Annotated in this window: 10 protein-coding genes; 6 read left to right on the top strand and 4 right to left on the bottom strand. The window is 73.3% G+C overall.

Going from position 1 to position 14,539, the window contains the following annotated elements; translation table 11 throughout:
* Window positions 1-34: 34 nt before the first annotated feature.
* Window positions 35-1,120 carry a glycosyltransferase family 4 protein gene (locus AC3WRM_RS03005; protein ID WP_492247199.1) on the bottom strand — a complete coding sequence of 362 codons (1,086 nt, stop codon included), beginning with the start codon at window positions 1,118-1,120 and terminating at the stop codon, window positions 35-37.
* Between the two features lie 144 nt (window positions 1,121-1,264).
* Here AC3WRM_RS03005 and AC3WRM_RS03000 point away from each other — a divergent pair, with 144 nt between their 5' ends.
* Window positions 1,265-1,996 (top strand): class I SAM-dependent methyltransferase, encoded by a 732-nt coding sequence (locus tag AC3WRM_RS03000; protein WP_492247200.1) that lies wholly within the window; start codon window positions 1,265-1,267, stop codon window positions 1,994-1,996.
* Complete coding sequence (locus AC3WRM_RS02995) at window positions 1,963-5,997, top strand: alpha-(1->3)-arabinofuranosyltransferase domain-containing protein (RefSeq protein ID WP_492247201.1); 4,035 nt, start codon at window positions 1,963-1,965, stop codon at window positions 5,995-5,997. The genes AC3WRM_RS03000 and AC3WRM_RS02995 overlap by 34 nt, the downstream gene beginning before the upstream one ends.
* Here AC3WRM_RS02995 and AC3WRM_RS02990 read toward each other — a convergent pair.
* Together AC3WRM_RS02990 and AC3WRM_RS02985 are read right to left on the bottom strand one after the other, a co-directional pair.
* Window positions 5,898-7,142 (bottom strand): acyltransferase family protein, encoded by a 1,245-nt coding sequence (locus AC3WRM_RS02990; RefSeq protein ID WP_492247202.1) that lies wholly within the window; start codon window positions 7,140-7,142, stop codon window positions 5,898-5,900. The two genes, AC3WRM_RS02995 and AC3WRM_RS02990, sit on opposite strands and share 100 nt — an antisense overlap.
* On the bottom strand, window positions 7,139-8,965 hold the full coding sequence (locus tag AC3WRM_RS02985) for a hypothetical protein (RefSeq protein ID WP_492247203.1): 1,827 nt from the start codon (window positions 8,963-8,965) through the stop codon (window positions 7,139-7,141). The genes AC3WRM_RS02990 and AC3WRM_RS02985 overlap by 4 nt, the downstream gene beginning before the upstream one ends.
* 89 nt (window positions 8,966-9,054) lie before the next feature.
* Here AC3WRM_RS02985 and pgfA point away from each other — a divergent pair, with 89 nt between their 5' ends.
* The 3 genes from pgfA to rpsA all read left to right on the top strand — a co-directional run bounded on the left by pgfA (window position 9,055) and on the right by rpsA (window position 13,043).
* On the top strand, window positions 9,055-10,059 hold the full coding sequence (gene pgfA / locus AC3WRM_RS02980) for a cell envelope lipid trafficking protein PgfA (RefSeq protein ID WP_492247204.1): 1,005 nt from the start codon (window positions 9,055-9,057) through the stop codon (window positions 10,057-10,059).
* A gap of 76 nt (window positions 10,060-10,135) precedes the next feature.
* The gene (locus AC3WRM_RS02975; protein ID WP_492247205.1) at window positions 10,136-11,401 is read left to right on the top strand and encodes a M18 family aminopeptidase; all 1,266 of its coding nucleotides are present in this window, start codon (window positions 10,136-10,138) and stop codon (window positions 11,399-11,401) included.
* A gap of 196 nt (window positions 11,402-11,597) precedes the next feature.
* Entirely contained in the window at window positions 11,598-13,043 is a 1,446-nt protein-coding gene (gene rpsA / locus AC3WRM_RS02970) for a 30S ribosomal protein S1 (protein ID WP_492247206.1), read from the top strand.
* Window positions 13,044-13,116: 73 nt separating this feature from the next.
* On the opposite strand, the gene AC3WRM_RS02965 is transcribed toward rpsA, so the two are convergent.
* Entirely contained in the window at window positions 13,117-13,278 is a 162-nt protein-coding gene (locus AC3WRM_RS02965) for a hypothetical protein (RefSeq protein WP_492247207.1), read from the bottom strand.
* 93 nt (window positions 13,279-13,371) lie between these two features.
* Between AC3WRM_RS02965 and AC3WRM_RS02960 the strand changes: the two genes are divergently transcribed.
* A complete protein-coding gene (locus AC3WRM_RS02960; RefSeq protein ID WP_492247208.1) occupies window positions 13,372-14,325 on the top strand; it encodes a GlxA family transcriptional regulator in 954 nt (317 codons plus the stop codon).
* Window positions 14,326-14,539: the final 214 nt, after the last annotated feature.

The following is a 14,539-nucleotide window of genomic DNA, read 5'->3' as shown; positions in this document are numbered from 1 at the left end:
CGTGTCTGCTGCGTCGTCGGTGCGGAGTCGACGGTCAGTCGTCCAGGGCCGCCGCGAAGGCCGCCTGCGAGGCCTCCCACGTGAACGTGGCCGCCTTCGTGCGGGCGCCCTCGCCGAGGAACGCGCGCCACTCGTGGTCGGTGACCAGGTCGCACGTGACCTGCACGAGCTCGTCGCGGTCCTCGACCAGCAGACCGGAGTCCTTGTGGTCGATGGACTCGGTGGTGCCCCCGGCCGAGGCGTAGGCGACGGTGGGCGTGCCGTGGGCGCCGGCCTCGCCGACGACGATGCCCCAGCCCTCCTTCAGGGAGGGCAGCAGCATGACCCAGGCCTGCGCGAGCAGGGTGTGCTTGGTGGTGTCGTCGACGTGGCCGTGGAAGACCACGGCGTCGGCGACGCCGGCCTCGTGGGCGTACGCGTGCAGCTGCTCGTCCCACCAGCCGGACCCGACGACGTCGAGCACGGCGCCCGGGTGGGTGCGTCGCACGGCCACCAGGGCGTCGATCGCGTGCTCGACCTGCTTGTGCGGGACCAGCCGGCCGAGGACGACGAGGCGCGGGACGTCGGAACGCTCGACGTCGACGCGCGGCGCGGGGTCGTTGCCGTTGTGGACGATGCGGATGCGGTCGCGGTCGACACCGAGCTCGACCAGCTCGGCCTTGCTGGCGGCGGAGACCGTCACGTACCGGCTGCGGCGGTACAGGCGCGGCGCGAGGCGGCTCTCGATCCACCAGCCGACGCGACCGACGAGGCCCGGGTAGACCACGGGCCACTGCTCGCGGTGCACGTGGTGCACCAGCACGACGACACGGGCACGGGTGGCCCAGCGGGTGAAGAACGGCAGCCCGTTCTGCACGTCGACGACGAGGTCGACGCGACCGTAGCGGCGGGTCAGCAGCCGCAGGAAGGTGAGGACGTAGATGTCGAGCTTGCTGCCGCGCCGCACGAAGCGGACGCCGTCGACGACCTCGTCGTCGGGGGCGCCGTCGTGGCGTGCGCAGGCGATCGTGACCTGGTGGCCGCGCTCGACGAGACCGCGCGCCATCGTCTCGACGTAGCGCTCGGAGCCGCCGCCCTCGGGGTTGCGCGTGTCGCGCCAGTTGCAGAAAAGAATGTGCACGTGTGCCCCGGCGTGGTTAGCCGGTCCCTCCTCGTGCCGGCCGCGGCCGACGCTCCCTCGACGCCGGGGCGCCGGCCGTGTCCCTCAACACGGTGATCGCAGTCTACGTCAGGAATGGACCTCCGTGGAGGGTATCGTGCGCTGGTGCCTGCGCCGTTCCGTCCCACGCTGCGCCGCTCCTGGCGGCTCTTCCGGGCGTTCCAGGTGGAGCAGACCGACCCGGACCGCTTCTACGGTGCCCTGGCGGCCGACTCGGTCGCGCACGTGCAGCACTTCGCCGACCTCGACGGCGCCTGGGTGCTCGACGTGGGCGGCGGACCGGGCTACTTCGCCCGTGCGTTCCGCGGGGCGGGCGCCCGGTACACGCCGCTCGACGCCGACCTCGGTGAGCTCTCCGGTCTCGGCTCGCCGGAGCCGGGCACCGTGCTCGGCAGCGGGATGCAGCTGCCGTTCGCCGACGGGAGCTTCGACGTCACGTACTCCTCGAACGTCCTCGAGCACGTCCCCGACCCGTGGCTCATGGCCGACGAGATGGTCCGCGTCACCCGTCCCGGCGGGCTGGTCTTCTGCTCCTACACGCTGTGGTGGGGGCCGTGGGGCGGGCACGAGACCGCGCCCTGGCACTACCTCGGCGGCCACCGCGCCGCCCGGCGCTACGCCCGGCGGGAGGGGCACCCGCCGAAGAACGTGTTCGGCACCTCGTTGTTCGCGGTGACCGCGACGGCCGGTCTGCGCTGGGCGCGGTCGCGTCCCGACGTGGAGGTGCTCGCGCTCGTGCCGCGCTATCTCCCGCGCTGGGCGTGGTGGGTCCTGCGCGTCCCCGTCGTGCGTGAGGTGGTGACGTGGAACCTCGCGATCGTGCTGCGCAGGCGCTGAGGGGGGACGGTCGCCGACGCACGCGCCTGGTCGCGTGGTCCGCGGTGCTCGTGGCGCTCGCGTTCGCGCAGGCGCCGGGTCGGGTCGTCACCGACACCAAGCTCGACCTCACGGTCGACCCGTGGGGCTTCCTCGGCCGCGCCCTGACGCTCTGGGACCCGTCGGGCGCGTTCGGCCAGGTGCAGAACCAGGCCTACGGGTACCTGTTCCCGATGGGCCCGTTCTTCGGCCTGGGTGACCTGGCGCAGCTGCCGCCGTGGGTCGTGCAGCGCGCCTGGTGGGCCGTGGTGCTGGTCGTCGCGTTCGTCGGGGTCGTGAAGCTGGCCGAGGCGCTCGGGATCGGCTCGGACGCCTCGCGCATCGTCGCGGCGCTCGCGTTCGCCCTGTCGCCGCGCATGCTGTCGGTGCTCGGGCCGTCGTCCATCGAGGTGTGGCCGTCGGCCGTGGCCCCGTGGGTGATCCTCCCGCTCGTCCTCGGCGCGCGCCGCGGTGACCCCCGCCGGTACGCGGCGCTCAGCGCGCTCGCCGTGGGAGCGGTCGGCGGCGTCAACGCGGTCGCCACGTTCGCGGTCGTGCCGCTCGCCGGCTGGTACCTGCTCGTCGGTGCGAGCGGCCCGCGCCGCCGCGCCATGCTGCTGTGGTGGCCGCCGCTCGTGCTGGCCGTCACCTGCTGGTGGATCCTGCCGCTCCTCCTGCTGGGCCGCTACAGCCCGCCCTTCCTCGACTACATCGAGTCCGCCCCGACCACGACGTTCGCGGCGACGGTGCTCGACGCGCTGCGCGGCACGACCAACTGGGTGCCCTACGTCGACCTCTGGTCCGACGCCGGCCGGCTCCTCGTGACCGACCGGCTGCTCATCCTCAACGGCATGCTCGTGCTGGCGCTGGGCCTCGTGGGGCTCGTGCGCCGCGACCTGCCGCACCGCCGCTACCTCGTCACCGGGCTGGTGCTGGGCCTCGTCGCGGTCACGGCCGGGCACGTCGGGGCCACGCGGGGCGTCGGTGCGACCGACGTGCAGGCGCTGCTCGACGGCGTGCTGTCGCCGGTGCGCAACACGCACAAGTTCGACGTGCTCGTGCGCCTCCCGCTCGTGCTGGGGCTGGCGCACCTGCTCGGGGTGCTCCTGGCCCGTGGGTCGGGGGCCGTGCGACGGACGAACGCCGTGGGCGTGGCCGTGCTGGCCTGCGCGGCCCTCGCGGGTGCGACGGCACCGGCGTGGACGGGTCACGTCGCGCCGCGGGGCAGCTACGTCGACGTGCCGCAGTACTGGACGCAGACGGCCGACTGGCTCGCCGACCACGCCCCGGGTCGGGCGCTGCTGCTGCCGGCGACGACGTTCGGCGAGTACGCGTGGGGTCGCACGAACGACGAGCCGCTGCAGCCGCTCGCCCGCTCGCCGTGGGCGGTCCGCAACGTCATCCCGCTCACCCCGGGCGGCACGATCGAGTGGATGGACGCGGTCTCGGCCGCCCTCGAGTCCGGTCGTGGCGACGCCGGCCTCGCGGCGACCCTGCGACGCGCCGGCGTGCGCACGTTCGTGGTCCGCTTCGACGTCTCCCGCTCCGGCGACGTGCTGTCGCCCGAGACCGTGCGGTCGACGTTGCTCAGCACGCCGGGCGTGCGGCGCGCGGCCGGCTTCGGCCCGGTCGTCGGCGGCGGCCCGAGGCTGGAGGGCGCCGCCGGCGGGGCGGGACCGTTCGTCGACGCCGGCCTCCAGGCGCCGCGGCAGGCGGTCGAGGTCTTCGTCCTCGACGGCGTCGACCCCCCGCGCACCGCGACGTCGACGTCGCGCACCGGCGTCCTGGTCGGCGACGCCCGGTCGCTGCTGCGCCTGGAGCAGCGCGGGGCCGCGCCGCCGATGACGGTCATGGCGCAGGACGTGACGGGCGACGAGCTCGACGACGCCCCGGTCGTGCTCACCGACGGCAACCGGCGCCGGGAGGCCGACTTCGCGGCCGTCCGCGACAACCGCTCGGCGTCGCTGACCCGTCAGGAGCCGTGGCGCGCCGACCGGCCCGTCCACCGCTACTCCCAGGACGCCGTCGAGCCCTGGTCGACGGTGCCCGTCCTGCGCGGCGCCAAGGCGCTCACGGCGTCGTCGTCGCGCTCGGACGCCGGCGCCGCACCGTGGACCGATCCGTCCGCGAGCCCCTGGGCCGCGTTCGACCGCGACCCGACGACCGCGTGGAGCGCCGACCCCGGACGGTTCGACCGGGAGGCCTGGCTCGACCTCGACCTCGGCCGCGAGGTCGACCTCGGCATCGTGTCGATCACCGCCGCCGGCCGTGACGGCGAGGAGCGCCGGGTCCGGGTCACCACGCAGGACGGACCGCGTGACGTGGTGCTGCGCGACGGGCGGGCCGTCCTCGTCGAGGTCGGCCGGGTCTCGCACCTGCGGATCTCCGGCGCCTCGAGCGCCGAACGTCCCCTCGCGCTGCAGGACGTCGCGATCTCCGACGCGGTGGGTCTCGCGCGGCCGTTGCGGCTTCCGCTCCTGCCGCGTGGGTGGGCCGCGCCGGCCACGATCCTCCTGCAGGCCGACGTGGGGGCGGCCGACGGCTGCTCCGTCGTCGAGGGCGTGCAGAACTGCTCCGACCGTCACGTCCGCGAGGTGGAGGACGCCGGGGCGCTCGACCGGCTCGTCCCGATGCGCACCGCGGCGCGCTACCGGCCGTCGATGACGGTGACGGGTCGCGGCGGGAAGGCTCTCGACGCCCTCGTCCAGCGCGGACGGCTCGCCACCGTGGAGGTCTCGTCGCAGCAGGGCACGTCGGGGAGGGGCGGCGCGCTGGCGCTCGCCGACGGCGACCGCTCGACCGGGTGGGTCGCCGCGGCCGACGACCCCGACCCGACCGTGACGCTGCGCTGGGCGCGCCCGGTCCGACTGGACCGCGTCCGCCTGCAGACGTCCGTCGACCTGGCCGCCACGCCCGTCCGGTCGGTGCGGACGGTGCTCGCCGACGGCACCACCCGCACGGTGCAGGTGCGCGACGGGGTGCTGCGGCTGCCGCGCGTGCGCACGACGTCGGTCGAGCTGCACCTGTCGCCGCAGGCGCCGCGGACCGACCTCGACTTCTCGGGCACGGCGCGCGCGCTCCCGGTGGGACTCAGCGAGGTCTCGACGCCGGGCGTCGCCGGGCTCCCGGTGCGGCTCGACACGATCGACGTCACCGTGCGCTGCGCCGACGGGCCGACCGTCGTCGTCGACGGCACGGTGCGCCGCACCCGTCTGGAGGTCGACGCCCGCACGCTGCTGTCGGCGCAGGCGGTCCCGGTGCAGCTCTGCTCCGACGACGACGTCGTGCTGACGTCGGGCGAGCACCGGGTGGTGGCCGCGGGCACGACGGCGTTGCGCCCGGCCGACCTGCTGCTGCAGCGCCAGGTCGCCACCCCCGACTCGCGCACCGTGGTGCTCGCCGAGAGGTCGAACACCAACGCCGGCTGGGAGGCCACCGGTCCCGACGGGACGGCGCTGCGGCCCACGGTGGTCGACGGCTGGCGGCAGGCCTGGTTCGTGCCGGCGGGTGCCGCGGCCGAGGTCAGCACCCGGTTCGCGCCGCAGTCGCTCTACACGACCGGCCTCGGGGTCAGTGTCCTCGCGTTCCTGGCCGTCGCGCTCCTCGCGGCCCTCCCCGCACGCCCCGGCCCGCCGGCGAGACGCCGCGTCGAGGGAGCGTCCGGCGAGCTCGTCGTCCTGGGCGGCTGGGTGCTGGCCGCCGCCTGGCTGGCCGGCGGGGTGGGCGTGCTGACCGCGCTCGTGGCCGTGGGGGCCACGTGGGTGGTCCGCCGGCGCGTCCCGCCCGCCGCCCTCGTCGGCCTGCTCGCCGCGGTGGCCGGCGGCATCGCGGTCCTGCGGCCGTGGGGCCAGTTCAGCACGTGGTCGGGCGACCTCGTGCTGCCTCAGCTCGCGGCGCTCGCCGCCGTGTCGGTCGTGGTGGCAGCCGGCGTGCGTCGACCGGCGTTCTTGAGCCGCAGGAACGGACGCTCGACCAGCCGGTAGAGCAGCTCCGAGACGGGCAGCGACACGGCGAGCACGAGCACCACGACGAGCGGGAACGACGCGTCGAAGAGCGTGAGGTCGAGCCGGTCGAACAGCACCCACAGCACGATCACGTGGCAGCAGAAGAGGCTGTAGGACACGTGGCCGAGGTGACGCAGCCACGGGTGAGCCATCCAGCGCGCGTAGCGCGTGTCGGGGTCGCCGAACACGCTCGGGAGCACCACGAGCGCGGCGACGACGGCGTAGGCCACCGCGCGCACCAGCGACTCCGACGACGTGCGGGCGAACAGGCCGGCCGCTCCGCCGAGCGGTGTCGAGGCGACGACGAGCACGGCCGCCGCCAGGAGCCAGCAGGCGCCCGGTGCCGACGCCACGGACTCCAGGTGGCGCGCCGCGCGGGACGGGCGTCCGGCGAGCGGGTGCCGCCGGTCGACGTCGACGACGGCGAACGCGATGCCGACCGCGAACCAGCCCAGGAAGGCCGGGAGGGCCTGCGTGGTCCAGGGGCCCAGCGGCACGAGAGGACCGCCGACCGAGGCGGCGGAGGTCCAGACGAGCGACAGTGCGGCGACGAGGGCGAGCAGCGTGAGCACCCGCGCGACGCGCAGTCCGTGGCTGCGTCGGCCGAGCAGCAGGACGAGGAGCAGCGGCAGGGTGGCGTAGAACGCGACCTCCGTCGCGAGGCTCCACATCTGCGAGAGGCCCTCGGGGAGCGCAGGCTCCCGGTAGAGGTCGACCAGCGCCAGGTTCTGCAGCCAGCGGTCCAGGCCCAGCTCGCGGTTCTGCCGCACGACCAGCAGCGCCAGCACGGCGGTGACCCAGTAGACGGGCAGGACGCGCAGCGCGCGCTTCCACGCGTACCGCGGCACGGAGTCGTGACGCCGGCGGGTCCGGGCGGCGGTGAGCCAGGGGTGCGCGAGGAGGAAGCCCGAGAGCACGAAGAAGACCGCGACCCCGACCTCCAGCCGCTGCGTCGCGGCACCGAGCAGTCCCGCGTCGTAGAACCCCGCCCAGAAGGCGCAGTGGGTGAGCACGACCGCGAGCGACGCGACCGCGCGCAGCGTGTCCAGACCCGGGTACACCGGCGCGGCAGCGCGCCGGGCGGACCCCGGGTCGACGGGGGAGAGGGGAGCGGTCGCCGTCATCGCAGGGCCTCCAGCGTGCCGGCCGCGACGCGGTCGACGCAGACCGTCAGGCCCGGCGTCGTGACGTCGACCTCGAGCGTCGTGTAGGCGCCGTCGCCGTTGACGAGGTAGGTGTGCGGTCCGCTGAGCACCTGCATCCGCACGGGCTCGCGGCCGTCGAAGCGCAGGACGGCCTCGCCGTCGACGGACGCGGCGTAGTTGATCGTGGTCCACGGGAAGTCGGGCATCTCCGCGCGGTCGAGCGTGATGCGTCCCGGCTCGCCCGGCACGACCTTCGTCCCGCACCCGGCCACGGGGCCGGGGGCGCTCTCGGCGCCGCGTACGAGCGGCTGGCGGGCCGTGCCGTCGGTGTCGAGCACCGCGAGGTCGTTGCCCTGCCTGCGTGCGTCCACGAGGTCACCGTACGGCGCGAGCACGTGCGACGGCAGGTTCCGCGGGTAGTGCAGGCCGAGCTGCACCAGCTCCGGGACCTCGAGGTCGGCGACCGGGCGCGGGTCGGCGAGCAGCGACGCGCGCGCGTTCTCGACGTAGCGACGCGCGGGGAAGTCCTCGTGCCACGGTCGTGCGTAGGCGGCCGCGTTCACCAGCGACGCGACGAGCACGGCGCCGAGCGCGGCTCCCAGCGCGGCGCGCGGCACCGAGGGCAGACGGGGGAGCAGCGGGCGCTCGCGCACGAGCGGTGCGTCGGGCACGCGCACCGGCAGCACGGCCGCGGCCAGCGCCAGGGGCAGGACCGCGGCGAGGTCGGGCAGGTAGCGGGTGAACTGACCGGCGACGGCCCCGACCTGGAGCCCACGGCCGAGCGCGATCGCGACGTAGGTGCCGGCCACCTGCACGAGCACCACGACCACGGCGCGCCACGTGGTGCTCGGACGCCGCCGCCACGCGACGGCGACGACCGCCAGGACGGCGAGGGGGGCGAGCACGCGCACCGCGAGCGCGGGGTCGGGCACCGACAGCGGGTCCGCAGCGACCTCCCAGCGCCAGGGCCCGCCCACCAGCCCGGGCAGCACGGAGGACAGGAGGAGCCGGTCGGCGACGTCCACCCACGGCGTGGCGCCGGTGACCTGCACCGGCGCGGGCGTGGTGGCGCGGTAGATCACGAGGTAGGCGACGCCGAGCGCCGCCAGCGGTGCGACCACGGGTCCGTGCCGACGCACGACCCGGGCGAGCGCGCCCCGTCCCGTCCCGGAGCAGAACAGCACCACGAACGCGCCGACCGGGAGGGCCATCAGCAGCGCACGTGGCCCGCTCGCCGCGCCGAGCAGGTACGCCAGCACGACGAGCACGGCCCAGCGCGGACGCCGTTCACGGCTCCAGAGCACGAACCCCGTGACCACCAGGAAGAACGCCACCTGGGCAGGGAGCGCGTTGAGCGCGACGGCCCACCAGGAGCTCGCGTCGGCCGCGAGCGGGAGGAAGCAGAAGAGCGCGAAGGGCACCAGGACGAACGGTCGTGGACCGAAGACCGTGCGCAGCATGAGCCAGCAGGCGGCCGTCGCGGCGGCCGACAGCACGAGCACCGAGGTCGCGGCGGCCCACCAGGTGTATGGACCGGCTGCGGCGACGAGAGCGGCCACGACGCGGCCGAGCGGCATCAGCTGGCTGTCGTTCGGCTCCAGCAGGACCGTGTGGAGCGGTCGGGCCGCGTCCTCGAGCAGCAGCAGGTCGTCGGAGTAGAACCAGCCGGGGACCACGATCCAGGCACGCCACGCGAGCTGGGCGAGGAAGAGCACGAGGGCGGCGCCGGCGACCAGCTCACGGGTGCCGACGCCCTCGTCGCGCAGGGCGCCGAGCAGCCGGCGCGTCACGGGTTCGACCACGGCTCATCCTCACACACGCCGGGTGCGGCTCCGATGACCCTACGGACTGGTAACGTGCGCCTGATCACAACAGCGGAGGGAGCCCGACTGTGGGTAAGAAGCTGGGACTGGTGGCGCTCGTGCTGGGCGCCTTCCTGGTTCTTCTGGCAGGACTGAGCAAGTTCTACATGTACGACCGTCTGGCCGTGGTGCCCGACAACAACGAGACCACGAGCATCTCGCAGACGGCGCCGGGAGAGGACGCTGAGTACCTCAACGTCGGCGCCGAGGGCGGACCCGCGGTCGAGACCGGACCCCTGAAGTCCACGCGCATCGTCCAGGGCGACGTCGAGCTGAGCGAGAAGGCCTCCGACGAGCTCGGCCGCGACGTGGCCGTGTGGGACACCTACACGTGCACCGACACGCCCGACTTCGACTGCGCGAGCGGCCAGACGCCGCTCAGCAGCACGAAGGACCGGGTGGCGTTCGACGCCCACACCGGCGAGACCGTCTCGTGGAGCGGCTCGACCACCGAGACCGGTGGCGAGGAGTCCGAGGGCGCCTTCAAGGGCCTGTACTTCAAGTTCCCGTTCGGGACCGAGAAGAAGACGTACGACTTCTGGGACGGCACCCTGAAGAAGGCCACCCCGGCCGTCTACAAGGGCGAGACCACCATCAAGGGTCTCGACGTCTACGAGTTCGAGCAGGTCATCGAGCCGACGAAGACCGGCACGATCGACGTGCCCGGCTCGCTCGTCGGCGAGGACGCCCCGCAGGTCACGGCCGACCGGATCTACGCGAACACGCGGACGTTCCTCGTCGAGCCCGTCACCGGCGTCATCATCAAGGGCGGGGAGGCGCAGGACTCCTACCTGGAGGTCGACGGAGAGCGCAAGCTCACCACGACGAAGGCGACGCTCGGCTACACCGACGCGTACATCCAGGACACCGTCGACGAGTACAAGGGCAAGGCGACGCTGCTGAAGGCCGTGGACACCACGTTCCCGATCGTCGGCGGCATCGTCGGGCTCGTGCTCCTGGTGCTCGGCGTGGCGGGCCTGGCCCGCGGTCGCAAGGCCGAGGGTCGCCAGGACGGCGGCACGCACACCGCCTGAGCCACAGGCACCCGTCCGGCGCGTCACCCCCGGGTGGCGCGCCGGACGTGCGTCCGCAGGTCGCTACGGTGGGGCCATGGGTGCCGCCGACGACCTCTGCCGCTTCGTGGACGCCTCGCCGTCCCCGTTCCACGCCGTCGCGACCGCGGCTGCCGCGCTGGAGTCGGCGGGATGGTCGCGGTTCGACGAGCGCGACGCCTGGCCCGCGCCGGGCGGTCGCGGCTACGTCGTGCGCGGCGGGTCGCTCGTGGCCTGGGACGACACCGCGTCGTCCGCTCCCTCCGACCCCTTCAGGATCGTCGGCGCGCACACCGACAGCCCCACCCTGCGCCTGAAGCAGCACCACGACCGGCGCTTCGAGGGCACCGACGTGCTCGCCCTGGAGCCCTACGGCGGACCCCTGCTCACGACGTGGCTCGACCGCGACCTCGGCGTCGCCGGCCGCGTGGTGCTGCGCGACGGCGAGGAGCGGCTCGTCCACGTCGACGAGCCGGTGCTCCGGGTGCCGAACCTCGCGATCCACCTCGACCGCGACGCGGCCGGCGCGCCCGACCGCCAGCGTCACCTCGACGCGATCTGGGCGCAGCGCGGCACCCCGTTCCTCGCCTGGCTGGGGGAGCGGGAGGGCTTCGCGGCCGACGAGGTGCTCGGCTTCGAGCTGATGACGACCGACGTCGTGCCCAGCGCGCGCGTCGGCGCCGACGGCTGGCTCGTCGCGGCACCCCGTCTGGACAACCAGGCCACCTGCTTCGCCGGGCTGCGGGCGCTGCTCGACTCCGGTGCCGACGGACGCGCGCCGGTGCCCGGCCGGCGGTCGGTCCTCGTGCTCTTCGACCACGAGGAGGTGGGCAGCTCCTCGGAGCGGGGCGCTGCCTCGGACCTGCTGCTCACGGTCATCGAGCGCATCGTCCTGGCCGCCGGCGGAGACCGCGACGACCTGCACCGCGTGGTCGCGGGCTCGGTCTGCGCGTCCGGCGACATGGCGCACGCGACGCACCCCAACCACGCGGAGCGCCACGAGCCGCTGCACCACGTGCGGCTCGGCGGCGGACCGGTCCTGAAGGTCAACCAGAACCTGCGCTACGCCACCGACGCGGTCGGTGCGGCGGTGTTCGCGCGCGCCTGCGAGCACGCCGGCGTGCCGCTGCAGCGTTACGTGCACCGGGCCGACCTGCCGTGCGGCTCGACCATCGGGCCGATCAGCGCCGCCCGCACCGGCATCACGACCGTCGACTTCGGTGCCGCGCAGCTCGCCATGCACTCCGCGCGCGAGACGATGGCGGCCGCCGACGTCGACCACTACGTGAGGGCGCTGACCGCGTTCTTCGCCCTGCCCGCCTGACCGCCGTCCGTCCGTACGACCCTGCGCCCCCGGTGGTCCGGGAACGACGGGGATCGCGTACCCTGAGAGGTGCGCTGGTGACCTGTGCGTTCCTCGGACCGAGCAGGAGCGCTCCTCGCGCGCCCTCCTGGGGCGGTCGAGGCACGTCCGCCGGCCGATATCCCTCCATCATCCATCCATCGGAGTCCATCTACCTATGAGCATCGCACCCTCTGCGGCACCGCAGGTTGCGGTCAACGACATCGGCACCGAGGAAGACTTCCTCGCGGCCATCGACTCGACCATCAAGTACTTCAACGACGGCGACATCGTCGACGGCACCATCGTCAAGGTGGACCGTGACGAGGTCCTCCTCGACATCGGCTACAAGACCGAGGGCGTCATCCCCTCGCGCGAGCTGAGCATCAAGCACGACGTCGACCCGCACGAGGTCGTCGCCGTCGGCGACAGCGTCGAGGCCCTCGTCCTCCAGAAGGAGGACAAGGAAGGCCGTCTGATCCTGTCCAAGAAGCGCGCGCAGTACGAGCGCGCCTGGGGCGACATCGAGAAGATCAAGGCCGAGGACGGCGTCGTCGAGGGCACCGTCATCGAGGTCGTCAAGGGCGGCCTCATCATGGACATCGGACTCCGTGGCTTCCTGCCCGCGTCGCTGGTCGAGATGCGCCGCGTGCGCGACCTCGACCCGTACATCGGCCAGAAGCTCGAGGCGAAGATCATCGAGCTCGACAAGAACCGCAACAACGTGGTCCTGTCGCGCCGTGCCTGGCTCGAGCAGACCCAGTCGGCCGTGCGCCAGAAGTTCCTCGACGAGCTCAAGAAGGGGCAGGTCCGCAAGGGCGTCATCTCCTCGATCGTCAACTTCGGTGCGTTCGTCGACCTCGGCGGCGTCGACGGCCTGGTCCACGTCTCCGAGCTCTCCTGGAAGCACATCGACCACCCGAACGAGGTCGTCCAGGTCGGCGACGAGGTCACCGTCGAGGTGCTCGACGTCGACCTCGAGCGCGAGCGCGTGTCGCTGTCGCTCAAGGCGACGCAGGAGGATCCGTGGCAGCACTTCGCCCGGACCCACCAGATCGGCCAGATCGTGCCCGGCAAGGCCACCAAGCTCGTCCCGTTCGGTGCGTTCGTGCGCGTCGAGGAGGGCATCGAGGGCCTCGTGCACATCTCCGAGCTCGCCGAGCGTCACGTCGAGATCCCCGAGCAGGTCGTCCAGATCGGCGACTCGGTCATGGTCAAGATCATCGACATCGACCTCGAGCGTCGTCGCATCTCGCTGTCGCTCAAGCAGGCCAACGAGACGCAGGCTGCCGCGGCCGACGACTTCGACCCGACGCTGTACGGCATGACGTCCTCCTACGACGAGCAGGGCAACTACATCTACCCCGACGGCTTCGACCCGGAGACCGGCGAGTGGCAGGAGGGCTTCGAGGAGGCCCGCGCTGCCTGGGAGAAGCAGTACGCCGAGGCTCACGAGCGCTGGGAGGCGCACAAGAAGCAGATCGAGGAGGCCGAGAAGGCCAACATCGAGGCCGGCGAGGTCAGCAACTACTCCGCCGGTGGCGACGCCGACACGAGCGAGGGTTCGCTCGCGTCCGACGAGGCCCTGCAGGCGCTGCGCGAGAAGCTGACGGGCGGCGAGTGATCCTCACCCGCTGAACGACGCACGACGAGACCCCCGGCCGATGGTCGGGGGTCTCGTCGTGTCGGGCGCCGGGTCACCGGACGGGCAGGTCGTGGTCGCCGGGTCGGGAGGGCTCGAAGAGGTCGCGCGGACGGCTGCGCGGCCCTGGACGGCTGCCGTAGCCGTCGAGGGACACGCAGATCGCCAGGGCGATGACGAGGGCGGACAGGGCCAGGAGGATGAGCAACAGGAACATGGCAGAAAGTCTCGTCTCCGCCTGATCCTGCCACCAGTGGCAGAAATGTCAGTCATCGTCGATAAACCGCCACATCTGTGGCAGGCTAGGGGCATGAAGAAGGTCGCGGTCGTCGTGCAGGACGGAGTCGAGGCGTTCGGCCTCGGAGCCATCTGCGAGGTCTGGAACGAGCCCTACCACCCCGACGACGACAACCCCGTCTTCGACTTCACCATCTGCACGCCCGAGCCGGGCCGGGTCCGTGGCTCCAGCGTCGACCTGCACGTGGAGGCCTCGCTCGACGCCACCGCCGACGCCGACCTCGTCTGCGTCGCGCCGAAGCGCGGCTACCGCCAGCACCACCCGGCCGCCGTCGAGGCCGTCCGCGCGGCGGGCGAGCGGGGAGCCTACGTGTCGGCGCACTGCACGGGCGCGTGGCTGCTGGGCGAGGCGGGGCTGCTCGACGGACGCGAGTGCACGACGCACTGGCGCTACGGCACGGAGCTGCAGGAGGCGTTCCCCGCGGCCGTCGTCCGCCCGGAGGTGCTCTACGTGCTCGACGGGAACGTGCTGACCGGGGCGGGGTCGGCGGCCGGCATCGACGCCTCGCTGCACCTCGTGCGCCGGGTGTTCGGGGCGCGGACGGCGGCGACGACGGCCCGACGCATCGTCATGCCGCCGCACCGCACCGGCGGGCAGGCGCAGTTCGTGCGCACCCCCGTCGGCCAGGTCGAGGCGGAGACGTTGTCGCCGGTGCTCGAGTGGGCGCTCGAGCACGTCGACGAGCCGCTGCCCGTCGACCGGCTCGCCGCCGTCGCGCACATGTCACCGCGCACCTTCGCCCGACGCTTCCGCGACGAGACCGGCACCACCCCGTTGCAGTGGCTCACCAGCCAGCGCATCGCGCTGGCCGAGCAGCTGCTCGAGGGGTCCACGCTCTCGGTCGAGCAGATCGCGTCCCGGGTCGGCTTCGGCAACGCCGCCACGCTGCGCCACCACTTCACCCAGGCGCTCGGCACGACACCGCAGGAGTTCCGCCGCACCTTCGCCTGCGCCGACGCCGGCTGACCGGACCATCGCCTGTTGCTGATTCCCATCACTTGATGGGAATCAGCAACTCGCCATGGTTCTGCCTCACTCACCTGCGGATGCTTCCCCAGGTGAGCGGGCGAGAACCGTGGTGAGTGGACTGGTGTCGTCCGTCCTTCGAGACGCGCCAGAGCCCGTCGCGCCCGGTGGCACTCACCACGGTTTCCTCCACCCACCTGCGGGATCATCCGCA

Source organism: Aeromicrobium sp. EU05-FHT14F07, from assembly GCF_058790455.1.
This window is presented reverse-complemented; position numbering and strand designations above follow the sequence as displayed.